At 56.1% G+C, this 23,776-nt stretch carries 17 protein-coding genes; 9 read left to right on the top strand and 8 right to left on the bottom strand.

All coding sequences use genetic code 11. The features are described from left to right. The first annotated feature begins 46 nt into the window (after positions 1–46). Positions 47–1,228 (top strand): amidohydrolase, encoded by a 1,182-nt coding sequence (locus FJ147_11980; protein ID MBM4256599.1) that lies wholly within the window; start codon positions 47–49, stop codon positions 1,226–1,228. Positions 1,229–1,307: 79 nt separating this feature from the next. Here the strand turns inward: FJ147_11980 and FJ147_11975 are convergent, their stop codons facing one another. Continuing rightward, positions 1,308–2,684, bottom strand: coding sequence for a helix-turn-helix domain-containing protein (locus tag FJ147_11975; protein ID MBM4256598.1), 1,377 nt, complete (start codon positions 2,682–2,684; stop codon positions 1,308–1,310). 23 nt (positions 2,685–2,707) lie between these two features. On the opposite strand from FJ147_11975, the gene FJ147_11970 reads away from it, so the two are divergent. Then, complete coding sequence (locus tag FJ147_11970) at positions 2,708–4,060, top strand: 2-isopropylmalate synthase (protein MBM4256597.1); 1,353 nt, start codon at positions 2,708–2,710, stop codon at positions 4,058–4,060. Between the two features lie 17 nt (positions 4,061–4,077). Here the strand turns inward: FJ147_11970 and tgt are convergent, their stop codons facing one another. Beyond that, complete coding sequence (gene tgt / locus FJ147_11965) at positions 4,078–6,114, bottom strand: tRNA guanosine(34) transglycosylase Tgt (protein ID MBM4256596.1); 2,037 nt, start codon at positions 6,112–6,114, stop codon at positions 4,078–4,080. Between the two features lie 250 nt (positions 6,115–6,364). Between tgt and FJ147_11960 the strand changes: the two genes are divergently transcribed. After that, positions 6,365–7,534, top strand: a complete 1,170-nt coding sequence (locus FJ147_11960) for an amidohydrolase (GenBank protein ID MBM4256595.1) — start codon at positions 6,365–6,367, stop codon at positions 7,532–7,534. Positions 7,535–7,846: 312 nt separating this feature from the next. Continuing rightward, the gene (locus tag FJ147_11955; protein MBM4256594.1) at positions 7,847–8,704 is read left to right on the top strand and encodes an enoyl-CoA hydratase; all 858 of its coding nucleotides are present in this window, start codon (positions 7,847–7,849) and stop codon (positions 8,702–8,704) included. A 101-nt stretch (positions 8,705–8,805) separates the two neighbouring features. Here FJ147_11955 and FJ147_11950 read toward each other — a convergent pair whose 3' ends face one another. Then, positions 8,806–9,285, bottom strand: coding sequence for a nuclear transport factor 2 family protein (locus FJ147_11950; protein MBM4256593.1), 480 nt, complete (start codon positions 9,283–9,285; stop codon positions 8,806–8,808). A 50-nt stretch (positions 9,286–9,335) separates the two neighbouring features. Beyond that, positions 9,336–9,707: a hypothetical protein gene (locus tag FJ147_11945; protein MBM4256592.1), complete on the bottom strand. Its 372-nt coding sequence runs from the start codon at positions 9,705–9,707 to the stop codon at positions 9,336–9,338. A 310-nt stretch (positions 9,708–10,017) separates the two neighbouring features. Between FJ147_11945 and FJ147_11940 the strand changes: the two genes are divergently transcribed. Then, complete coding sequence (locus FJ147_11940; GenBank protein MBM4256591.1) at positions 10,018–11,046, top strand: aldo/keto reductase; 1,029 nt, start codon at positions 10,018–10,020, stop codon at positions 11,044–11,046. Between the two features lie 61 nt (positions 11,047–11,107). Here FJ147_11940 and FJ147_11935 read toward each other — a convergent pair whose 3' ends face one another. From FJ147_11935 to FJ147_11925, 3 genes are all read right to left on the bottom strand, one after another. Then, positions 11,108–12,901 (bottom strand): CocE/NonD family hydrolase, encoded by a 1,794-nt coding sequence (locus FJ147_11935; protein MBM4256590.1) that lies wholly within the window; start codon positions 12,899–12,901, stop codon positions 11,108–11,110. Between the two features lie 64 nt (positions 12,902–12,965). Then, entirely contained in the window at positions 12,966–14,339 is a 1,374-nt protein-coding gene (locus tag FJ147_11930) for an outer membrane lipoprotein-sorting protein (GenBank protein MBM4256589.1), read from the bottom strand. Between the two features lie 116 nt (positions 14,340–14,455). Next, complete coding sequence (locus FJ147_11925; GenBank protein ID MBM4256588.1) at positions 14,456–16,129, bottom strand: amidohydrolase family protein; 1,674 nt, start codon at positions 16,127–16,129, stop codon at positions 14,456–14,458. A gap of 205 nt (positions 16,130–16,334) precedes the next feature. On the opposite strand from FJ147_11925, the gene FJ147_11920 reads away from it, so the two are divergent. The 4 genes from FJ147_11920 to FJ147_11905 all read left to right on the top strand — a co-directional run bounded on the left by FJ147_11920 (position 16,335) and on the right by FJ147_11905 (position 22,332). Continuing rightward, complete coding sequence (locus FJ147_11920) at positions 16,335–18,014, top strand: amidohydrolase family protein (GenBank protein MBM4256587.1); 1,680 nt, start codon at positions 16,335–16,337, stop codon at positions 18,012–18,014. Between the two features lie 20 nt (positions 18,015–18,034). Beyond that, positions 18,035–19,297: an amidohydrolase gene (locus FJ147_11915; GenBank protein MBM4256586.1), complete on the top strand. Its 1,263-nt coding sequence runs from the start codon at positions 18,035–18,037 to the stop codon at positions 19,295–19,297. Positions 19,298–19,369: 72 nt separating this feature from the next. Further along, positions 19,370–20,515 (top strand): Re/Si-specific NAD(P)(+) transhydrogenase subunit alpha, encoded by a 1,146-nt coding sequence (locus FJ147_11910; GenBank protein ID MBM4256585.1) that lies wholly within the window; start codon positions 19,370–19,372, stop codon positions 20,513–20,515. Next, positions 20,512–22,332: an NAD synthetase gene (locus tag FJ147_11905; protein ID MBM4256584.1), complete on the top strand. Its 1,821-nt coding sequence runs from the start codon at positions 20,512–20,514 to the stop codon at positions 22,330–22,332. The genes FJ147_11910 and FJ147_11905 overlap by 4 nt, the downstream gene beginning before the upstream one ends. Before the next feature lie 154 nt (positions 22,333–22,486). On the opposite strand, the gene FJ147_11900 is transcribed toward FJ147_11905, so the two are convergent. Next, positions 22,487–23,644, bottom strand: coding sequence for an LLM class flavin-dependent oxidoreductase (locus tag FJ147_11900; GenBank protein MBM4256583.1), 1,158 nt, complete (start codon positions 23,642–23,644; stop codon positions 22,487–22,489). Positions 23,645–23,776 lie beyond the last annotated feature (132 nt).

The raw sequence follows: 23,776 nt of genomic DNA, 5'->3' as shown, positions 1-23,776 counted from the left end.
CGATACAGGGTAGACTACAACAAAGAAAGTAAGGAGGACACGATCTATGAGTGGTTACAGCATTATCGACGTCGATACGCATGTCACCGAGTCACCAGACCTGTGGACTAAGCGCGCACCAGCCAGGATGAAGGACATGGTGCCGCGTATCGAGCAAGATAAGGATGGCAAATTGTCCTGGATCGTTGGGGGTACGCCAATGCTCGCAAGTCCTGGGCTGACTGCGACCGCTGGAGTAGGCAATTTCAAGAATCCGCCCAAGAACTATGAAGAAATGCATCCCGGAGCCTACGATGCCAAAGAGCGACTGAAGTACATGGACAAGATGGGCATCTGGGCGATGATCATGTACCCCAATGTTGGTGGCTTTGGCGCACAGGAGTTTTTGAAGCTCAACGATCCTGAATTGATGTTGACGTGCGTGCAGATTTACAACGATTGGCAGACCGAGTGGGCAGCGGCTGACTCGCGTCGTTTGCTGCCGATCACGTCGACACCGTTCTGGGATGTGAACGCTGCCGTGAAGGAAGTACGCCGCTGCGCCGCGATGGGTCACAAGGGCATCCTCTTTACAGGTGAACCACAATTCTGGGGACAGCCACTGTTAGGGGAGCGGCATTGGGATCCGTTGTGGGAAGTTGCCTGTGAACTCGATCTACCCATTAGCTTCCATATCGGCTCGGGCAATATGGAAATGGGCCTCTTGCAGAACAAAATGGCTGCCTACGGAAAGATGGCAGCCTTCACGGAACTGTCGGTGAACATTTTCCTGCGCAATGGTATTCAACTTAATGACCTGATCATGTCGGGCGTGCTCGCTCGTTATCCTAAGATCAAGTTCGTCTCCGTGGAAAGTGGCATTGGCTGGATTCCTTTCGCACTCGAAGCGCTCGATTATCAATTCATGGGCAATAGCGTCACCGAAGAGCGGCCAGAATTCGACATGCTGCCATCGCAGTATTTCGCCCGTAATGTCTACGCGTGTTATTGGTTCGAGCAAACCGCCCCGCGACGACTGATCGACAAAGTCGGCGTTGACAACATTCTCTTTGAGACTGACTTCCCACATCCGACGTCGTTGTATGGTGAAGAGGTCCATGCACGTATCAAAGGCGGTCTCTCTGATTGTGAAGAGTCAGTGCGCCGCAAGATTCTGTGGGATAACGGCCAGAAGCTGTACAAAGTGCAGGGTCCGACTGCCCAGGATGAAGCACGACGCGGAGCATAATGGTGTCGAACGTAGGAGCGCACAGCGGTGCGCTCCTATAAATGCATCTCCTATCACTGCGCCCGTAGCCTCTCCACCCTCACACACCTTCAACCTGCGGTGCAGAACCAATATACCGCGCCCGCGGTCGAATCAGTTGATCGAGCTGATACTGCTCAATCGCGTGCGCGATCCAGCCAATCGTGCGTCCGAGGGCAAACAGCGCCAGTGCTGATCCGGGCGGTAATTTCAGCGCATGCGCCAAGACTGCCAAGGCGAAATCGATCGTCGGTTTCTGGCCGATGCTGCGCTCGACTTGGGCGGCGACCGCTTTTCCTAAAGTGACGCCAGCGGTCTTAGCATGCGATTTCACGACGAGTGACAAAAGCGCTGCCGCACGCGGGTCGCCGTCAGGGTAGAGCTGATGACCAAACCCAGGCAGGCGCTCCCCGCGCTTCAAGCGGTTGGTGATCACCTGACTCGCTCGTTCTGGCATTGCCACTTCGGCAAGAAAGGCTTCGACCTGATCCGTGTAGCCACCATGCTTGGCGCCGGTTAAGGCGGCAAGTCCTGCCATCACTACCGCATACGGGGTTGCATTTGCCGAGGCGACGCAACGTGCGGCGAAAGCAGAAACATTGAGTTCGTGATCCGCGCACAAGATCAACGCACTACGCAACAGTGGGCCGGCGCTAGGGTTGTCTGCAATCCAGCCGTCTTGCAATGTCCGCACGAGGTCGTGTTCACCCTTGCTCCGACCGACAGTAATGAGCGTCATGAGGCGCATGATGCGAGCGCCGGTCTGGGCCACTGCATATGGCTGTAGATCATAGGCAGCAACGTCTTCCGTGGCCGCCATCGGCAGCATCAGCTGAAACCGTTCGATTGGCGCTAAATCGGTCAATAACTCAGACAGTCGACGTTGCATTGCCGTACAGCGCGACGGCAGCTTATATTCTCCCGCTGCAAAGAGGCTACCGATGTCGGGGTCGCTTCTATCAAGCCACAGGAATGCCGCGACGTGCTCGACACTGGATGTCGTTGCCAGTCGCACGGCATCGGTCCCGCGATAATATACGTGGCCATCGGCTATGCAGGTGATCGCCGAGTCCAGCACCGGCATACCCAAATGTAACGCTTTCGCTGCCGCGGTGGCTGGATTACGCCGCACATCTTTGCGTTCCTGTAAGTGCTCCACATCTTCGCGACGATAGCGACGAGTGCGTGCGCTCCCCTCCACGGACTCAGAGCGAATGAGCCCGCGACTGACGTAGGCATAGAGCGTGGGCATACTGACGTTCAATAGGGTAGCTGCCTCACGTGCAGTTATATAACGCGCCTCTGCCATACAAGCTCCTTTCTTGAGGTCGATTGGAGAAATATATTTCATATTGATTAATAAATCAACGTTGACAATATATTGTAAATTATTACAATTGCCGAAGCGACACATGAAGGAGGCACAGGATGGCCACATGGAGTGCACGCAAGCGACAACTGATGGCAGGACCGGGAACGACGCACCACTACGAGTTACAGGATGTGCCAGAACCCAACTTGCTGCGAGACGTGTTCCCGTACGACACAGTACCGAAGATCGTTTTCGATGGTGTTAGTGAAGAGTGTGACCCAGCACCGCAGTTCTATATCACCGACACGACCTTTCGCGACGGCCAACAGGCCCGTCCACCGTACACCGTGCAGCAAATTGTCGATCTCTACACGCTGCTGCATCGGCTGGGTGGTCCTCAAGGAATTATTCGCCAGGCTGAGTTCTTTCTCTATTCCGATGTCGATCGTGCAGCGGTGCGTCGGTGCCTAGCGCTGGGCTACACATTTCCAGAAGTCACGGGATGGATACGCGCAGTCAAGTCAGACTTCGCGTTGGTCGAAGAGATGGGCCTCAAGGAAACGGGGATCCTCACTTCGTGCTCGGACTACCACATCTTTCTTAAGCTCAAGAAGAGTCGTCGGCAGGCCTTTGACGAATATCTGGGTGTTGTCAAAGACGCTTTGGACGCGGGGATTCGCATTCGGTGTCACCTGGAGGACGCGACCCGCGCGGACTTCTATGGTTTCGTTGTTCCGTTCGTCACTGAGCTGATGCGCCTGCGTGAGGAAAGTGGCATTCCCATCAAGGTACGTGTCTGTGACACCATGGGCTTTGGCGTACCATTCGCCAATGCAGCGCTCCCGCGTAGCGTACCCAAGTTAATTCAAGGGTTACGGCGCGAGTGTGGCGTCCCGTCGGAGTGTTTAGAGTGGCATGGCCACAACGACTTCCATAAAGTATTGGTCAACGCCTCTACCGCCTGGCTCTACGGCTGCATGTACGCCAACGGCACGCTGCTCGGCTATGGTGAGCGCACCGGCAACCCACCACTGGAAGCCCTGGTCATGGAGTACATCTCGCTCACCGGTGACCCCAGTGGCATGGACACAACGGTCATCCGGGAAATCGCGGAGTACTTTGAGCAAGAGATCAACTACCACATTCCAGCGAACTATCCCTTTGTTGGGCGCGATTTCAACGTGACGCGTGCGGGTATCCATGCTGACGGGCCGTTGAAGGACGAGGAAATTTACAACATCTTCGACACCACAAAAGTGCTCGGCCGTCCTCCCCGTGTCGCGGTCGACAAAACCTCCGGTACAGCGGGAGTGGCCTGGTGGATCAATACCTACTTCAATCTGCCAAGTAAGCAGCGGGTCGACAAGAAAGCGAGCAGCGTGCTGCAGATCACGGACTGGGTCGACGGACAGTATCGTTTAGGTCGAACCACCTCGATTTCGGATGAGGAAATGGTGCAGCAGGTACGGCGACATGCGCCAACGTTGGTATCCACAGATTAAACAGCGTACGTTTCGATTCAGTCCGTCACCCGAAACTGCGGGTGATTCTCTATCGCTCGTTCAATTCTCGCGTACGCATCAGCTGCCAACAACGGCGGAAATTTGGCATGACTGCGTCGCCAGCGCGTGAGCCACTCCGACCCAAGAAGTTGTGGCCTGAGAGGATGCACTCTGGCGACATCTGAGCGAGAGAACGCCACGGTCGTTGAAGACTTGGGCCCGGTGCCAACACCTTCTGCGACAAAGAATCCTGCCGCGAGCAGAGCAGCTCGTACAGCAGTCGACGCGGAGTAGGTGTAGAGTTCAGCGCCAACGTCCTCGCATCGCGCAAAGATTTGTTCAAAGATGTCGACGGTCCACAACGCGGTGTCCGTCTTGAACGAGAACGGGTCGTAGAAAATGATCGCTGGCCGTGCAGCAGCAACAAGCTGTTGAGGAAAATCTCCCTGGCGGAGTTCCCACCTCAGGCACTGGGAGGAGTGTTGCCAGTGGCCTCGTTGTAGAACAGAGACTGGTGCCGCGTGACGGATGTGGATGAAGCAGTCAGGATTGCGAACAGCAAGGGTCAGCGGATCGAGATCCTGCTCAAAGCTCACAATGTGTATGGGCCTAGGAGGATACCCAAGCGCAGCAGTATGACACGATTCAAAGCAGCGAATGATCGCCATCGCATTAAAGGCCGCGCCGAGACCAACATCCCAGATAACGAGAGGCTCGGCGGGTTCTTGCCGGGTTAATCTCGTTGCTAAGCACGACTGCTCTATATAGAGGCGGTTGGCCTCCTCACTGGGATCATTCACCGAGTGCATGACCTCGCCAGAACTACGCTGCTGGATGCTATAGACGCCCTGCGCAGATTGGTGAATCTCGTAGTCGCCTAAGCGTGGGGATCGCCGCGTCCTCACCCGCTTGGGCGGCTGACTCGGATTGTCTGCATCATCGCGGAGCAGCTCGACGCGCTTGGTTTCATAGTAAGCGGCAAAATCCCCGCGCAGAATCCTGTCGCGCATCTCTCGCATTAGTCGGTGATAAAAGGTCAAATTATGCAGGCCCAACAGGTGCCACCCTAGGACTTCGCTCGCTTTGATAAGATGGTGGAGATAGGCACGCGAATAGTGCTGACACGCGAGGCATTCACACCGAGTGTCAAGCGGCTCTTCACTGAACTTATACACCGAGCGACGCAACCGCAGTTTGCCGTGCGAGGTAAACACAACACCGCGCTGCGCTAGTTGCGACGGCATGATGCAGTCGAACATATCGACGCCACGATGTACGCTCTCTAACAGGTCGAGCGGCGTACCCACGCCCATCAGATAACGCGGCAATGCTTCAGGGAGATAGTCGGTTACCAACTCGGTCATGCTGTAACGCTCGCTTTGCGTCTCACCAACTGCGAGCCCACCGATAGCTAGGCCATCAAAAGGCAAGGTACAGAGAAACTCCGCACTGCGTTTGCGCAGCTCGGCGTGGCATGCTCCCTGGACAATACCAAACAAGGCGGCGGGCGCCTCACCGCGAGCGTGCAGCGAACGAACCGCCCAGCGGTGGGTAAGCGCCATCGCTGTTTCAGCTTCGTCATACGAGGCTGTGGAGGGAATACATTGGTCGAGCACCATCATGATGTCGCTGCCAATGGCACGTTGCGTGGCAATGCTGGACTCAGGCGAGAGTAAGTGCGTCGCGCCGTCAATGTAACTTTGGAACTGCGCTCCCTCCTCGTTCATGTGCCGGGCATGCGGCAAGGAGAAGATCTGAAAACCACCAGAGTCAGTCAACACAGGGCCATCCCAATTCATGAACCGATGGATCCCTCCAAAGCGCTGAAAGACTGCTGGTCCGGGCCGCAGCAGCAGGTGATAGGTATTCGCCAACAGCACACGTGTCCGACTGGCCTTGAGACTCGCAAGCGTTTGACCTTTGACCGTGGCCTGGGTGCCAACCGGCATGAAAACCGGCGTTTGCACGGTTCCGTGGGCAGTCTGAAACGTCGCCGCACGCGCTTTCGATCCGCGCGCCGCGCGCTCAAGAGAAAACGGTAAGCGTGTCCCCATCCTTCTTGCTGTCACTCTCCAGGTGGCATTCTCGTCTGAGATGTTCACTCCTTGTAAGCGAAATTGGCGAGCTCGACTAGGTCACGCATGCGGAGCTAACTTCACCAGCCTTGTCAACCGACGCGCAGTTCAGTATCGTCCGTGCCAGATGTGCGTTGCACCGATAAGGGGAAGTGCCAACGTGATAGTTCATTCTCAGCATGTTAGAATTGGAGTCCAACATAAACCGCGCTAAGGAAGGGAGACACACATGGCCCGGATCTTGGAAGAAAGTATCAGTAAAATCAAGTTCGCCGGTGGCGTCGATGCTGATGGCCACATTCTCGAAGCTGCTGATTTGTGGGAAAAGTATTGTGAAGCGAAGTATCGCGCCACTGCAGTTCGTTTAAAGGTTGACGACCAGGGGTACGACTACATTGAGATCGGCGGCAAACCTTCGCGGGTCAGTCGCGGTGGAACTTTTTCTGGACTAGGGTCGATGGGACAAGTCACACGTGAGAAAGGCGAGTTTAATCCCAAGCTACACTACGGCGAGGAATATCTACTGGGAGCAATGGACGCCAAAGAGCGCCTCAACCGCCTCGATAAAGAAGGCCTTGACGCAGCAATCATTTACCCGAGCCTCGGTCTGGTGTGGGAAACAGAATGTGAAGATGTCGAGTACGCACAGGCGATGTGTCGCGCATACAATCGCTGGATCGTTGACTGGTGCGCAGACAGTGGCGGACGTTTGATTCCAGTCGCCCACCTCTCACTCGGTGATCCCAAAGCCGCTGCCGAAGAACTGGAACGCGCGGTCAAAGCTGGATGCAAAGGTGGGTGGGTCGTACAGTTTGTCATGACGCGGAAACCCCACGCACACCCAGACCATGATGTGTTGTTTGCCAAAGCCCAGGAACTCAACGTCCCGTTGGGGATTCATCCTTCCCTGGAACCACAATGGGCGTTACCAGGGCGCTACGACCTTCAATATGTCCGCAAAAGTAATTTCTTTCTCAACCTCACTGCTTCTGATGCTGCGCGACACGCTCTCGCGAGCTTCATGCAATATGGAACCTTTGAGAGGTTTCCCAAGCTCAAGCTGATTATCCTCGAAGTCGGCGCTGGCTGGGCAAGTTATTGGCTTGACCGCATGGACGCGCTCTACGACAGCCTTATGGGCCGTACGCTGGGGTTAAAAATGCGACCCAGTGAGTATTTCAAACGCAACGTGTGGATTTCCGCTGACCCTGACGAGAAGTCGCTGCCTGCGATGGTTGATTTGCTCGGTGCGGATCGATTCTTCTGGGCGTCGGATTTCCCCCACCCCGATCATACGGGGCATTACATCAGCGAACTGGAGAAACTGACCGCCAAGATGCCAGAGCGGGCCCGTCAGCAAGTGCTCGGTGACAACGTCCGGCAGGTGTATAACTGCTGACAACGACCACAACAATGTCCCCCTGCAATGTGTCACTCTGAGTGAAACTAAGAGTCTCTTGGAAAGATTCTTCGCTCCGCTCAGAATGACACAATCGCCGCTCGCGGGGTTCGTCCACCAGTAACTCCATCAACCCGCACGAGAGTGGTACACTTCGGGTTATCCCCGGAGAGGCTGTAGCGTGCGCCATGTGCACGGGAATTCACGCAGGCGAGCGCAGCGTGCGCTGCGCCAACTGTACGAAAGTTCTATGGTCCGATTCAGAAAGACATTCTCCCAACCAGCCTCCTTCAATTGCACAGGATGAACTCTATGCCATACGAACAGATTGTTTATGAAGTAGAGGATCGCATTGCGACGGTGACGTTGAATCGCCCAGACCGCCTCAACGCGTGGACGACGGTGATGGAACGCGAAGTCCGCGAGGCCATGACCCAGGCAACTGCCGATGACAATGTTCGGGTGATCATCCTCACTGGAGCAGGACGAGGGTTCTGTTCAGGGGCCGACATGGGCAACTTGAATCAAGCCAGTCAAAGCCGTGGCAAAGGCAACGCTGTCACCGAGCGCTTGGCGGCGACACGAGCAGAGGCGTATGCGTCGGGGCCGATTAAGGGTGGCCTGGAATTGCCACAAGCATTCTCCTATCGCCATACCTATTTCCCCACCGTACCCAAGCCGATTATCGCTGCGCTCAACGGTGCAACAGCGGGCATTGGGCTGGTCATCTCTTTGTATGCTGATCTGCGCTTCGCCTCGAAGACTGCGATCTTCACCACCGCATTCGCCCGGCGTGGCTTGGTCGCTGAGCATGGCATCGACTGGATACTCCCCCGCATTGTTGGGCTTCCGAATGCGCTCGATCTGCTCATGTCCGCTCGCAAGATCACCGCCGAAGAAGCCCTGCAGATGGGCCTGGTGAACAAAGTGTTTCCCGCTGATTCGTTTATGTCTGAGGTTCGCGCTTACGCGCTAGAGATGGCGACGATGGTGTCGCCGCGCTCGATGCGGGTGATGAAGAACCAGGTTTTCCGTGCGCAGAACCTGGATTTCGGCGCCACCCTGTATGCCTCGATTCCAGACGTGGTAGAGAGCCTACACAGCGAAGATTTTAAGGAAGTGGTCGCACACTTTGTCGAGAAGCGTGCGCCGAAGTTTCCAGGCAGGTAGTCGAGGACCCCAAGCGAATTGCGCCGGGGTGCGGGCTTGCGGTACCCCGGCGACGACTCCGCGTCTCAGAGCGCAGCCGTCAACGTCCTGCGCGCCGACGCCTAATTCGAAAACACGTCCACTTTCTCGCGCGCCGCCCATCCAACTTCGTAGGGCGCGGCCATACGACCGAAGGCGCGAAGATGTTTAAACTTCCAGGTCCCGTTGATCTTGATGTAATCGTCTTCATACCGGGCTGCGAGCCATAGCTGCTTGTTATCTTTACGGAAGGTAAAAGGCCCAAGGAAATACCACGTCCCATGCGCCTCGTTTCCCTTCACTTCAATACGGGGATTGAAGACGTTGTGCTGGGAAAAGCTGATCCGGTCGGCAAAGCTCTTGAATAGTTTGCGCAGTTCCACGTGCCCCTTCGCCGTGCCAATCCCCTTCCCTTCCCAAATGCCATCCTCAGCGAAGATGCTGACGATCCGGTCCTGGTTGTGATCGTCATCGCAAACGTCACAGTATTCGGCCTTGAGCTTCTTTATCGCCTCAACGTCATGCAGCACTGTGATCTGTTTTGCCAGTTCTGTTGTATCCATGAGAATCCCTCCTTTTTCCTGTTTTTCCTTATTACCGAAGCGAGGCTTTTCTACGCTGCCCCATACCGTCCGTCCTCCCGTCGCAGCTTCTTCGCTTTGTATAACTCGCCCAGGCGGCGCTGCACATTGTCCCGTGTCACCGACTTGTCTGACCTAGCCAACGCCTGGGCGACTTGTGCACTGCTCAACATCCTCGTTTTGTTCGCACCCATATAGGTCATAATGCGACTCGCCAGGGACGGCGCCCCGGTCGCCGGTCGAGGCGCTGCTTTTTTCACTGTAGGGTTTTTCTTCGGCGCCGGGCCCCCGCTCTTCGCAGGCGCCGTCCTCGCGGCTAACAACGCGAGCGCCCGGCGCCGTTTGGCAACTTCCTGCTCAAGCTTGGTGATCTCTTGCCTCAACATCGACACTGCATCAGCCATACCTTCCTCCGTGACCGGACACCCCAGAAATGTCTCACTGAGAGTTCAGAGCCGTTTCCGGCATGCCGCAACATGATTTTCTACACGCCTACCATGAGCACCCACCCCCGCCAAGCACCCCCGCCCCCTTGGTGACCAAGGTGCAGTTCAGAGTATGCTCCTGAGCCTGACTGTACCCCTGGCACGTTTCGCCGTTTTCCTTTACTGACGGGGGCCATTGGGGTACTATCCACGGCGGTGGACCAGATGTGTCGGCGCGCAGCGCAAAAGGGGAAGCGTGCCGTTCGTGGCAATTATGAAGGAGGGTCGTATGCAATATCAAAAACTTGGCAATACTGGGGTTACTGTTTCGCGTCTCTGTTTCGGTTGTATGACCTACGGTGGAGGACCACAACCGTCGTGGGCGATGCGTCGCGATTGGGCGCTGAACGAACAAGAGGCACGGGACCACTTCGCAGCCGCGCTCGAAGCGGGGATCAATTTCTTCGATACGGCGGATGTCTATTCCGTTGGTGCCAGTGAGGAGATCACCGGGAAGTGGCTCAGAGAGATGGCAGCACGTGACGATATCGTCGTCGCCACGAAAGTCTTCGGCGCGATGGGCCCCGGCCCCAATCGCCGAGGCTTGAGTCGCAAGCACATCATCGAGGCCTGCGAAAATTCGTTACGCCGCCTGCAGATGGAGTATGTAGATTTGTATCAGATCCATCGCTGGGACTTCACCACGCCACTGGAAGAGACACTCGAAGCTCTCGACTCGTTGGTGCGCAGCGGCAAGGTCCGGTATCTCGGCGCGAGCAGTATGGCGACGTGGCAATTCTCCAAAGCACTCTACACCGCCAAGGAACATGGCTGGCACCGCTTCGTCGCCATGCAGAATCATTACAATCTGATCTACCGCGAAGAGGAGCGGGAGATGATTCCGCTCTGTATTGATCAAGGGGTCGGACTGATCCCGTGGAGCCCATTGGCACGCGGGTTCTTCGCTGGCAAACGCACGTCTGACGCTGGGGGTGACAGAACCAGGCGGGCCGCGACCGACGACTTCGCCCAGCGCACCTATTTTCAAGAGAATGACTTCACCGTTGCCGCCGCGGTTGAAAAAGTTGCCAAACAGCGAGGGGTATCCCCGACGCAGGTCGCATGCGCGTGGGTTCTCCAAGCTCTTGGGGTAACGTCACCAATTATCGGCGTGACGAAGCTCACACAGTTGCAAGAACTCGTCGCCGCAGTCGACATCACACTGAGTGCAGAAGAAATGGCAGCCGTTGAAGCACCGTATCAACCACATCCTATTCTTGGGCACGAGCAACCCAAAGGCGACAAGATGGTGAGGTAAGTGGGGGATAGCCGATCGTGCGTAGGGACGTACAGCTCGTGCGCCCCTACAAGGTGTGCAGTTACCTCGGAATGACCGGCAGCAGCAGGTACGATGCCATATCACCCTGATGAAACACTGTCTGTTGGGCCGGCGCTCCTTTGGTTCCCTCACCGAACGCTTCGCCGCTGTTCAGATTGCGGTCAAAACGCGGGAAATTGCTCGAACTAATCTCCAGACGAATCCGATGCCCTGGGAGAAAGACGTTACTCGTCGCCCCCAAATCAATGGTAAACAGATATGGACGCTTGGCCTCCATCAATTTCGGGGCGCTTTCATCATCACGATAACGAGCGCGGATGATACCGTCGAGCAGATTTTGCGCATATCCGCTGGGATGGACATCGACGAGCTTGGCCGTGAAGTCAGTGTCAACTGCGGATGATGCGGCCCACAGCGCAACTGTTACCGGTCCGGTGATTTCGAGTGGCGAGACCAACGGGTCGGAGGTGAACACTAGCACGTCGTTGCGCTCTTCGACCGGGCGTTGATCTTGTATACCCATGTCGATGGTCAGATTGTTCCCACCTAACGAGGGGGCCGGGTCGTTGGGATCGTACACGTACTGGTCTGGTCGCTCGCTCTCGGGCGGGAGGGTCGACAACGTGCCATCGCCACGTAGCGAGTTTGCGCCCTTGTGGCTATGCAAATAGTAGCGCACGTGTCGCATCTTCGGCGGAGGCCAGTCCGACAACGATTGCCAACGATTCTCACCAAGAGTGAATATTATCACTGGTGGCTCATCAACAATGCCGTTATCAGCATCCTTGAGCCAGTAATCAAACCAGCGCAGCAACGTTTCACTGAGATCAATCAAGGCGGTCGGGCCGAAATCAATGTCGCCGGTTCCCCGCGAACTGGGAACCGTGTACGGTAAGAGGTGTCCCCACGGCCCGATAATCAGGCGTTGCCCTTCCCGCGCCTTCTCAAAGCGACTATGAGTCTTGATACTCCGGTACGCAGCCGGGCCACCTTCACCGAAGATGTCGTACCATGACGTGACGTGCAGCATGGGCACGCTCACGCTCGCCGCGTGGCGATTGACATTAGCGCGATACCAGTAGGCGCCGTCGTCGGCGTGCTTGATGTGATCGGCCATGTATGGTGCCGTTTCCTTGAGTAGTTCACCCCAGTCCTTGATCGGTAGATGCCGATACCACTTGTCCGTCAGCGGCGTAAAGGCATTGAGCCCGAAGCGGGTTTCGCGAGGGATAGGGAATTCTCCACCTTCAACATACTCTTTCATCTTTTCGAACAAGTCGTTACGCCCTAGGCGTTTCAGGGTATTGAGGCCTTTGAAAATCGCGTACGGCACCATCCAACCCCACAGTGACACGCCACCGGTGTGATAGATCCAGCTCGCATGATAGTCCGATGATGCAGAAACCGGTGCCATCACTTGTAGTGATGGGGGCATGGGGTCGTTACATGCGATCATGTATTGAGTGAGGCCGAGGTATGATTGCCCGGTGGTCCCAACCCGACCGTTGGACCACGGTAACCGCGCTGCCCATTCGACAGCGTCATAGCCATCGGCAATTTCCTGAAAGATGGTGTCGTAGTCACCTTGTGATTCAAAGCGCCCACGACAATCTTGAATCACCGAAATATAGCCATGACGTGCATACAAATAGTTCGGGCCATTGGGATCATCCAGGCCTTTTTTGCTGTAAGGGGTACGGCTCAGCAGCACCGGGAAACGGCCGGGCTCGTCAGGATGAATGACATCAGCATAGAGCGTCACTCCGTCCCGCGTCTTCATTGGAACATTCTTTTCGGTCACGACTTTGTGCTTCTTGCGTGCTTGTACAATCATGGCACTCTCCCTTCTTGAGGCGAGGTCGCGGTCACAAGCCACGTGTTCCTGTTGCCCACTTCCCCTACTTCTTTGCCGTTGCTCGCTCTTGGTCTGGCTGGGCAACCGCGGTGCTCTGGCCGGTAAAGATTAACCGTCCCGCTTCATCCTGCGCTCTGATGCGTGCCGCCAACGCGTCGGGCAGCTTGATCGAACGGTGCTCGGGAAACTTGCCCAAGTCCAGGCTCGGACGAAGATAGAACTCCTCAGGTCGTTCCACTCCCAAGTAACTGCGTAGTGGGACTAGATACCACTGTCGTCGCATAAAATCAGGGCTAAAGAACGTCAGTGCATCCGCTGGTGACCACTGCATCAGGCGCACACCGTCACGGATGTTATAGGTCAGGATATCCGAGGCAACATCCCAATAGATCTGAATGAATGGACTGTAGCCGCGCTCTGCCAGCGCGTTGTTCACCATTTTGGTCAACCGCACCTCGATCCGGCTCAGATTGCCGTCGCGATCATAGGTCTCCGTGCGCAGGGGAAAGAACGAATGCGTCTCCAGCCAGTACACGACGCGCGACGCATGATAATCTGGCAACCAATCTTCACGTGTTCGCGATTCGACCACATAGCAGCGCACGCCACCCCCCGGCGTGTAGTACGGATAGTCATCACCCATCAACCTCAGATCCTTGGCTGGTCTCTCGCGATGCGTGCCGTCTGCTTCGGTTATAGAGACAGTAGGGCGGGTGGTCGGGAACCGCACCGTTTCAAATAGGATATCGGTCCCTAGTAACTTCCAGTCATATTCCCATGCCGAGCGGCCTGAGGCATCGTCTAATGTCATCGCCATTTGTGGAAAGCGGTCGTTCCGTCGCCACGAATTTTGGTGTCGCACCCGCCGCAACGTCGGTGAATAGGAAAACATATCTTCCTTCTTCACGTAGTCTTTGTCGGTGCGATAACGAATCACCAAGGTTTGCGACGTATAGGATTCAGGTGGAAAGAGCTGTTGCGTGAGTTGCCGATAGACTTCCTCACCTGGATGGCGGTTCAACTCCAGACCTACACCCTGATCCCCAGGATAGAAAATAAGATTGACCGCCCGACCGGTACCGAGCAGCGCGCCCTCGCTCGAGATCGAACCAAAGAGGTTCGCTAACGCACACGACCAACGCGGCCGCTGGGTGAACTCCATCATCCGATACCCCATTTCCTCAGGGGTATATGGGGCTGTAAAGGGATAGGGTTCAGCAGGAAGATAAGGGTACTCCGTCTGCCGTGGGGTCTCAGTCCGAAAGTCGACGTGAGCAAGTTCTTCAGGAGACAGTTCCTGGACGGTCTTCCATGAGCGTGACTCACCGCTATGGTCGCTGGCTCCCCAACTGAGAGTGCTCATGAAGGCCCACGTCAGAAGACTTGTGAGAAAGATGACCTGTCTTATTGTGTGCATGGATCCACTCCACCACTACGGTAGTAGTCCATCCTGAACAGCTAATCGTGACGCTTTCGCGGCGCTGCCGTCATGCCGGCTGCTCGCGACATGACGACATCCGCTGTAACGCAACATTAGGACCGCAGCACCTGGCCCGGCAGTACTCCGGTATGCTTTTGATCCTCAAACAGCACCACGCCGTTCACGATCGTGCTGTGAATGCCGCGCGCGGGCATGACCAATCGGCGTCCACTGCCCGGCAGATCATAGCGCATCTCTGGCCGGCGACCTGACCCAACGGTGTTGTAATCGAAAAGCACGATGTCTGCCGCCATACCAACAGCCAGGCGCCCCCGATCTCGCAGGCCAAAGAAGTTCGCCGGTTCAGATGTCAGCCGCTGCACGGCATATTCTAGGCTCATCGCGCCTTTGTCTCGTACCCAGGTCCCGAGTAAATAGGTACAATAGCCAGCGTCACACAGCATATCGACATGTGCACCGCCGTCAGAAAGACCAACCATCGTCCGTGGATCGTTAATCAATTCCGGGATCAGATCGTCGTTGCCGTTGAACATGACGATAATGTATTCGATGTTGAGAGTGTCTTCGAGCCCGAGATCAAGGAACGTATCGAGTCCATCCTTGCCCCGCATCTTGGCAATCTCAGCCACGGTCTTACCTTCCAGTGACTTCATGGCTGGGTTGGTGACCTCTTTCACTTCCAGTCGCTCCCAGCGACCAGAGAAGATGCGCGGTTTTTCCAATTCTTTGCGGAACGCCTGGCGGAACTGTGGATCGCGGTAGACCTTCATCTGTTCTTCAACCGGACGGTTGAACACCGGGTTCCACGAGGCCTGGTTGGCAAAGATAAACGGATTGCGCAGATTGATCTGAATGACTAACGGACGGCAGGTCACCTGCGGTACGCCACCACGTTGAATCAACGGGTCCGCACGATTCAGCAACTCAACGCCGGCCTCTGGCTTGTCGTCACGACTGACCACGGCTAGCCATGTCACTGGTCGGCCACTTTCGGTCAGCAATAAATCAAGCAGGCCATATTCTTCCTCAGAGAGTTCACAAACTGTAGAAGTCAGCGCGAGTTCAATCGACCCCTTCCCCAGTTCCTTGAGGGCGTTGGAATAGGCTTTGAGCTCGTCACGGCTGGCCTGGCGACAAGCCAGCGGTCGCCCCTTATAGCCAATGTGTTGCGGGATGGCCGTCGTGGTGAAACCTAAGGCACCTGCGGTGACGGCTTCTTTGAGAAGCGCCTTAATTTGCGCGGTCTCGGCTGCCGTCGCTGCGCGGTCCATTGACTCTTCACCCATGACGTAGTGTCGGAACGGCGTGAGCGGCGCCAAAAAACCGAGGTTAACCCCAGTGCCGCGCTTCTGCGCAGCTTGCATGTACTCGGGGAACGTTTCCCACTCCCACTTGATCCCCTTGTTCAAGACGTCAATAGGAATCGATTCGACATTGACCAAATCCCAAGCGGCAATCTCACGGACAGCCGGCTTACACGGCGCAAGCCCCACACCGCAGTTGCCCATGACAACCGATGTGACGCCGTGCAACGACGACGTCGACAGCAACGGATCCCAACAAATCTGCGCATCATAGTGAGTGTGTGGATCAACGAAGCCTGGAGCGACGACTAAATCTCCTGCGTCAATCGTCTTCTTTGCACTGTCAGTGATGTTACCAATAGCAGCGATTTTGCCGTTGGCGACTGCAATATCGGCACGTCGTCGTGCCGTGCCGAGACCATCAACGACCATACCGTTTTTAATTATGAGATCATATGACATGTGAGCCCCTCCTTTGCCCTGCAGTGTAAGACAATTCCACAGGCAATGTAAAGGAGAAGCATTATGAGGTGTGGCGCGGTAGAACAGCGCGACCAGTTCACGCCGGTTGCACGACTCGACCGGGTCTCCACCTGCTCTCTTGCCAGATGACATGCTTTCCCGCTAAACCAAAGGCGGCATCACGTTGCCATAAAGGAGGGTCCAGATGCTCGATCTACTAATTAAGAATGGCATGATCGTCGATGGTACCGGCGCACCCCGCTATCGCGCCGACATAGCCGTGCAGAACGGTAAAATTGCCGACATTGGCACTATCTCTTCTGGCGCAAAGAACGTAATCGACGCCAGCGATTTGGTTGTCGCGCCTGGCTTTATCGACCCACATACACACTACGACGCACAAATTTGCTGGGACCCGCTCGTCACCTGCTCGTCATGGCATGGGGTCACGACCGTTATCGTCGGCAATTGTGGAGTTGGCCTGGCGCCGTGCAAACCCGCCGAGCGTGACGTTGCCACCTGGAACCTCGTGCACGTCGAAGCCATTCCATACGAGGTACTGAATCGCGGCCTGACCTGGGATTGGGAAAGCTTTCCGCAGTACATGAATGCCGCGGCGCAACGGGGAGTGGGGATCAATGTCGGGTTCCTCGCGGCGTTGTCACCGTTTCGCCACTTCGTGATGGGCGATGATGCGATGGGGCGTGAAGCGACTGCCGCAGAGACCTCACAGATCCGCTCGCTGTTGAGCGATGCGCTCAATGCTGGGGCGTTGGGCTTTTCACTCACAGTGATGCCACAACACCTCGGCTACAAGGCCCAGCCACTAGCGTGTCGTCTCGCCAGTCACGATGAGTTGCGTTCCTATGCCAGCATCCTGCGCGAGCGCGGCAGTGGGACCATCGAGGTTGCGTTGACTAAACAACCAAGCACCGTGTCAGATCGGGAATATGCCCTGCTTGACCTCCTCTCCGCAGAAAGTGGTCGACCGGTCACGTGGCTGAATTTGCGCGACCGTGACGACGCGCCGACAGCGTGGAACGAGACATTAGAAAAGGTAGCACCCTTACTCGCGCGTGGCTGTCGCCCACAAGTAGCCGTGCGCCCGCTGATCGTTGAATTCAACTTGCGTAATCCCTTCTTGTTTGCCAGCATGGACTGCATGAAACCCATCTTTAGTGACAAGGAAAACGCAGCGCAAAAGAAAGTGTATGCCAGCGCTGACTTTCGCCGTGCGTTTGGCGGGGAGCTGCAACGACGGACAGTCTATCACAACATGTGGGAACGCACGAAAGTGAAAGAAGTCGCCAACCCAGCACTCAAATCAACCGAATGGAAAAGTATCGCCCAGATCGCTCAGGAGCGCGGCGTGGACCCACTGGAAGCATTTTTCGACATCGCCGTGGAAGACGATCTCACTGTCGACTATATGATCCCGTTGCTTGACATCGACGAGGAACGCGTCAGCAAGAAGTTTAATGACCCTCGCACGTTGATCGGTATCTCTGATGGTGGGGCGCATGTCGACATGCTGTGCAATGCCGGATACCCAAGCTATCTGTTAGGGACCTACGTCCGCGATAAAGAAGCGATTTCACTCGAGCGCGCCGTTCAACGCATAACCTCAGAACCGGCCCAGTTCTTTGGCATTACGGACCGTGGAGTCTTGCGCACTGGACTAGCGGCGGACTTGGCAATTTTCGATCTCACGACCATCAGCTCTCCTGAGCGTCCAGGGATTCGCCATGACCTGCCCGGCGGCGGACGGCGCTTAGTAACGCAAGCTGAGGGTATTGCGTACACGATCGTCAATGGCCAAGTGCTATACGAGGGTCACCGTCATACAGGCATTTTGCCAGGCCAGGTGGTGCACCCCGGTAAATAGCAGACTGAAGGAGCTATGACATGACTATGCAAAAAGTGATTTCCGCAGATTCACACATGACTGAGCCGGGTGACCTGTGGCGTGAGCGCCTCGACCGCAAGTACCGTGACGATGCACCACGAGTGATCAAAAACGAGAAACCCAATGGCCCAGCCTATCTGTTTGTCGCGCCCGGCATTCATCCGCTTGCGGTCGCGGGGACCTTCGCCGCTGGCCGCAGCGGTGACGAGTTGCGCGAACACATGAAAAAAGGCTACGAAGCAGCCCGACCGAGTGGCTGGGACCCGGTCGAACGCTTGAAAGATCAAGACCTCGATGGGGTCGTCGCTGAGGTGCTCTATTCGAGCCTCAGTATCGTCTTGTTGAATATGAAAGATATCGAGCTGCAGCAGGCGGCGTTACGTGTGTATAACGACTGGCTTGCGGAATTCTGCAGGCACAGCCCACGCCGGTTGGCCGGCATTGGCATGTACACCTTGCAAGCACTGCCCGATGTCACGGAGATCGAACGCTGCGCAAAGCTAGGCCTCAAGGGAGTTTTGATTCTTGCCTCCGACACGATTGACCGCCCCTACAGTGACGAGCATTTTGACCCGCTGTGGCGCGTGTGTTCTGAGACTGGACTGCCAATTTCGCTCCACAAACCGTTAGTGTCAGGCATGCCTTTGACGTCGGCTATGCCAACCCAGGCAGATCTGCAAATCCACGTGGTCCATGTTGTCGAGCAATGCCTCACGCGCATGGTGTATGGCGGTGTGTTTGAGCGCTTTCCAAATCTCAAGATGGTCTCCGCGGAGAACGACGTGGGGTGGATTCCCAATTGGGCGCATCGGCTTGATCATGTCCATGCCAAGGTGGCCAATGCGAAGAAATTACCACTCAAACCGAGTGAGTATGTGAAACGCAATGTGTGGGCAACGTTCCAAGATGATCCGCTCGGCCCAGGGACATGGCAGTTTTTCGGTGCGGATAACTACATGTGGGCATCGGACTTCCCGCATGCAGATTCGACCTTCCCTCACTCGCTGCAAGTGATCAAAGACAACTTTGCAGGCGTGCCGGTCGACGTCACACACAAGATTGTTTTTGACAATGTCAACAAGTTATATAACCTCGGGATCAGCTCACCACGAGATGCCGAACCGACCGTGACGGGTGCAGACTCGTCGCGGTCGGCCCATAGTGCGGCAAACACCAGCCATAGCGGCAATGCGCCACGATTGCGCTTCGTGATGCGAGCCCGCACCTATCTCTCAACAACGCCACAGGTGGGCGGAATTTGACAGGCGTCAACGCGCCAAGTGTACGTTGCGGCGGCAAAGCTGTCACCCATTCGGGTCGCCATTGGAGGTTGCATGAAGATTGGAGTTCCCAAAGAGGTAACACCGGGGGAGCGTCGTGTTGCGCTTACTCCGGACGCAGTGGCTGGCTTAGTCAAGAGCAAGCTAGAGGTATTGGTAGAGGCAGGAGCTGGCGAGGGCGCGTTTCATGCTGACGACGCCTTTGTCAAAGTGGGCGCGCAGATCGTTCCCGATGCACGGACTCTCTGTAGTCAAGCTGACGTCGTTACCAAAGTACAGAAACCGACCCTCGCGGAAGTTGATCAGCTCCGCGAAGGAACAGTGTTCATATCCCTGCTCCAGGCTCTCACTGCAGGGGATATCGTCCAACGCTTAGCAGAGCGACGCATCACCAGCTTTGGCATGGAAGGTATTCCACGTATCAGTCGTGCGCAGAAGATGGATGCGCTTTCCTCACAAGCGAACATTGCTGGATATAAAGCGGTGTTGATCGCCGCAGAGTCACTGGCAAAGTTTTTTCCCATGCTGATGACCGCCGCAGGAACGGTATTTGCGGCACGTCTGTTAGTGATTGGTGCCGGTGTCGCGGGGTTGCAGGCACTCGCGACAGCACGACGCTTGGGTGCACAGGTGTGGGGCTACGATGTGCGACCAGTCGTGAAGGAGCAAGTCGAAAGCCTTGGTGCCAAGTTTCTCGAATTTGACCTCGGCGTGAAAGATGCAGAGGACAAGGGTGGCTATGCCAAGGCGCTTTCCGCAGACGCTGCTCGTCGGCAACAAGAGTTGCTCAACGAGCGCAGCAAGGACTTTGATGTCATCATCACCACCGCCTTGGTACCGGGCCGCCCCGCACCGAAACTAATCACCAAGGAGACAGTCGCAGGTATGAGGCCGGGGTCCGTGATTGTCGACCTCGCTGCCGAGGCAGGTGGTAATTGCGAGCTAACCGCACCAGACCAGGTCATCGTAAAACATGGAGTGACAATTCACGGCCCGACGAATTTGCCGGCGACGATGCCGATCCATGCAAGCCAACTCTATGCCCGGAACGTGACCGAATTGTTGCGCGAGCTTGTCAAAGATGGGGCATTGGCGCTGCAGTTCGATGATGAAGTGATCAAGGGTGCGTGCGTAACGCACAACGGAACGATTGTCAATGAAGCAGTGGCTGCAGCGGTGGCTGCGAGGAGGTCAGCGTGACGACGGAACTTGAAGTCGGCCTGTATATATTCATGCTTGCCGGGTTTCTCGGCTATCACATTATTACCCGGGTGCCGCCGCTGCTGCATACGCCACTGATGTCGGCGACCAACGCCATCGCGGCGATTTCGCTGGTTGGCTCTGTCGTGGTCGCAGGTAGCGACTATAGCAACGTACCCAACGGTTGGATCTGCACGATGCTGGGGTTCATTGCTGTCCTCTGCTCATCCACCAACGCCGTCGGTGGATTTCTGATCTCTGACCGCATGCTGCGCATGTTCAAGACTGCCGACCAGCAAGCCGATGGGAAAAAGCGCCCTGTCGAATTGCAAGCCTTTGGCGGCGTGCTGGCTGGCCTCGTTGTGATCTACCTCATGATCCTCATCACCAAACCGGCAGGCATGGCAATGGGCGAATACGTGCGCGAGCACGTGGCTGAGACCATGTTACGGTACGCCTACATTGTGTCAGCAATCCTGTTCATTCTCGGCTTGAAAGGGTTGAGTTCGCCGAAATGGGCGCGGACGGGAATGGGCTTGGCCGCCCTCGGTATGTTTATCGCGGTGGTAGGCACGCTGTTCCATCATCACGTCGTTACCTATCGCTGGATTTTCTTGGGCTTCACTATTGGTGCAGCAATCGGCGCATGGCTCGGCTTGAGTATCCCGATGACCGCGGTTCCCCAGCGTACGGCACTCTCGCACTCGCTCGGCGCCTTGGCCGCCTGTCTCGTAGGTATTTCTGAATACTTCCGCTATCAGGGAGAGCTGAGTCGTACGACGCTTGTTGCATTGAACTTCGAGGTGGTTGTCGGCGCGCTGACCTTCACAGGAAGTTTGATCGCGGCGGCCAAGCTCCAAGAACTGATGCCGGGTCGACCGATCACATACAAAGGACAAAACATGCTGAGCTTTGCGCTCTTAGGTGTGATTGTCCTGTCGGCGTTGTACCTCATCATTACGCAAGCGGCGACGCCATTCTTCTATGTGATGGTCGCGCTGTCATTCGTTTTTGGCTTACTACTGGTTATTCCTATCGGTGCCGCGGATATGCCCACGGTGATCGCCCTCCTCAACTCCTATGGTGGCTTGGCAGATGCGGCGATGGGCTTTGTGCTGTCGAACAAAATTCAGATCATCACTGGCTCGCTTGATGGCACGTCAGGGTTTTTGCTTGCACTGTTAATGTGTCGGGCAATGAATCGTTCTGCCTTTAACGTCCTGTTCGGCGCTTTCGGCCAGGCATCAGAAGCAGACGTTGCCGCCGCAGCCGAAGCAAAGGGGACGATACGGAGTATCGTGGCGGAGGAAACCGCAGTGTTATTTGAAACCGCACGCAGTGTAGTGTTCGTTCCAGGCTACGGTATGGCAGTGGCGCAGGCCCAGCATGCAGTAGCAGAACTGGGGAACATCCTGCGTGAGCGTGATGTCGATGTGCGATACGCTATCCATCCAGTTGCTGGCCGTATGCCGGGACATATGAACGTGCTCCTTGCCGAAGCCAATGTGCCCTATGAGCAAATGTGCGAGATGGAGGAAATCAACCCTTCCTTCCCAGACACAGATATCGTCATGGTGGTCGGCGCCAATGACGTGACGAACCCTGCGGCGAAAAGCAACAAAGCGAGCCCGTTGTATGGCATGCCGATACTTGAGGTGGCACGGGCGAAGTCGATCATCGTATTGAAGCGCAGCATGCGACCTGGCTTCGCAGGCGTCGATAATGAGCTGTACTACGACGAGAAATGCATGATGCTGTTTGGCGATGCCAAGGACAGCATCACCAAGGTCATTAGCGAGATGAAGTCGTTGCTCTAAATCGAACCACGAGACATTGGCACAGTCAGGGTAGCGTGCGCTGTGCGCACGCTCTTCCGGTATGCATGGATTTTCCGCAGCCGTTTACCCCTCTCCAGTCATGGAGAGGGGACAGGGGTGAGGTACTCCGCGGCGACGGCACGAGGAGTTGACATCAATGCAGGCTCGGCATCAGCTCCTTGGCAAACAGCTCCATCGAGCGTTGACTCTTGGCTGGGTCAAGGCCAGGCAGGTGCATTCCCATAACTAGATGTGTGGTCCTAATGCTCTTGGTCATGGCTTCGATCTGCCGTCCGACTTGGTCGGGTGAACCAACGATGGGCCGGCCAATCAACTGCTCGGTGACGTTTCGTAGTTCGGTGGCTGGAGGTAATTGAGCAGCTTTCTCAGCTCCGGGAAAATCCTTGGCTGCCGCTACCCAACCACCGTATTGGCTCAGCATGTAGTGCAAATGATGCTGGACATCGCTCCAGGCCTCTTCATATGTTGGCGCAACATGGACCCAGCGAAGCTGGGCGGCATGAAAGTCCTTGGGGTCACGCCCGTAGCCTTTGAGGGCCTCATCATAAATCGCCTGCGAGCTGGCATCGCCACTGCCCAAGAAATGGCAACCAAGGCGCGCAGCCCGCCCCACAGCCTTTCTCGTGCCTGCACCGATCCACAATGGCGGGTGCGGCGTCTGGGGAGCCTTCGGAACCATGCTGATGTTCTTCAGGTTGTAGTGTTTTCCTTGGTAGGAGAAGGGATCTTGGGTCCACATTCCACGAATCACCTCGATGCCCTCCTCCAGACGCGACGCTCGTTCTTTGCGCGAAATGCCGTACCCTTCAAACTCTGCCGGGGAGTACCCCTGGCCAAGCCCGAGGTCGAAACGGCCATTGCACAGAATATCCACCGTCGCTGCATCTTCAGCTACACGAACCGCGTTGTGCAACGGCAGCAACAGGAGAAACGTACCGATCCGCACACGGCTGGTCATAGCCGCGACAGCACCAGCAATCGGCAAGAGCGAGGGTGAGTATCCGTCCTCAGCAAAGTGATGTTCAGTCAGCCAGATGGTGTCAAAGCCCAAGGTTTCGGCAATCTGCATTTGTTTGAGCTGCTCTGCGTAATACTGCGGAAAGGGTTTCCGCCATTGCGGCGGATTACGAAACGGGAAAAGCAGTCCAATATCCATAGGTCTCTCCTTTTGTGAGGTTGCTCGCTGCGGCGACAGTGTAGTGCAAGACCCCGTCTGCGTGCTACTGGGTAAAATCCCTATTCCCGGAGTTTGGGAAGCGCAACTTGGTTCTGAGACAATGCTACCAGCCAGTCATCCTGAGTCCTCCACAGCGCGCGGCGCGGAGCGTGGAGGCAGAAACGAGACAGTGCTATGCTTGGCGGCACGGCCCCGACAAGCTAAGACCGGCGTTGCCAATGGTGCTGCAGGAGCCCATTTCTGAGT

The sequence above is a fragment of the Deltaproteobacteria bacterium genome (assembly GCA_016874775.1).
In the GTDB taxonomy this organism is placed as follows: domain Bacteria; phylum Desulfobacterota; class Binatia; order Bin18; family Bin18; genus VGTJ01.
The sequence above is the reverse complement of the archived record's forward strand: the minus strand, read 5'-3'. Positions and strand labels throughout refer to the sequence as shown.

Coding starts and splice junctions, on each gene's coding strand:
- FJ147_11920 (MBM4256587.1), top strand. CDS start 16,335: ATGCTCGATCTACTAATTAAGAATGGCATGATCGTCGATGGTACCGGC.
- FJ147_11930 (MBM4256589.1), bottom strand. CDS start 14,339: ATGCACACAATAAGACAGGTCATCTTTCTCACAAGTCTTCTGACGTGG.
- FJ147_11910 (MBM4256585.1), top strand. CDS start 19,370: ATGAAGATTGGAGTTCCCAAAGAGGTAACACCGGGGGAGCGTCGTGTT.
- FJ147_11980 (MBM4256599.1), top strand. CDS start 47: ATGAGTGGTTACAGCATTATCGACGTCGATACGCATGTCACCGAGTCA.
- FJ147_11950 (MBM4256593.1), bottom strand. CDS start 9,285: ATGGATACAACAGAACTGGCAAAACAGATCACAGTGCTGCATGACGTT.
- FJ147_11940 (MBM4256591.1), top strand. CDS start 10,018: ATGCAATATCAAAAACTTGGCAATACTGGGGTTACTGTTTCGCGTCTC.
- tgt (MBM4256596.1), bottom strand. CDS start 6,114: ATGGGGACACGCTTACCGTTTTCTCTTGAGCGCGCGGCGCGCGGATCG.
- FJ147_11960 (MBM4256595.1), top strand. CDS start 6,365: ATGGCCCGGATCTTGGAAGAAAGTATCAGTAAAATCAAGTTCGCCGGT.
- FJ147_11955 (MBM4256594.1), top strand. CDS start 7,847: ATGCCATACGAACAGATTGTTTATGAAGTAGAGGATCGCATTGCGACG.
- FJ147_11970 (MBM4256597.1), top strand. CDS start 2,708: ATGGCAGGACCGGGAACGACGCACCACTACGAGTTACAGGATGTGCCA.
- FJ147_11945 (MBM4256592.1), bottom strand. CDS start 9,707: ATGGCTGATGCAGTGTCGATGTTGAGGCAAGAGATCACCAAGCTTGAG.
- FJ147_11975 (MBM4256598.1), bottom strand. CDS start 2,684: ATGTGGCCATCCTGTGCCTCCTTCATGTGTCGCTTCGGCAATTGTAAT.
- FJ147_11925 (MBM4256588.1), bottom strand. CDS start 16,129: ATGTCATATGATCTCATAATTAAAAACGGTATGGTCGTTGATGGTCTC.
- FJ147_11915 (MBM4256586.1), top strand. CDS start 18,035: ATGACTATGCAAAAAGTGATTTCCGCAGATTCACACATGACTGAGCCG.
- FJ147_11935 (MBM4256590.1), bottom strand. CDS start 12,901: ATGATTGTACAAGCACGCAAGAAGCACAAAGTCGTGACCGAAAAGAAT.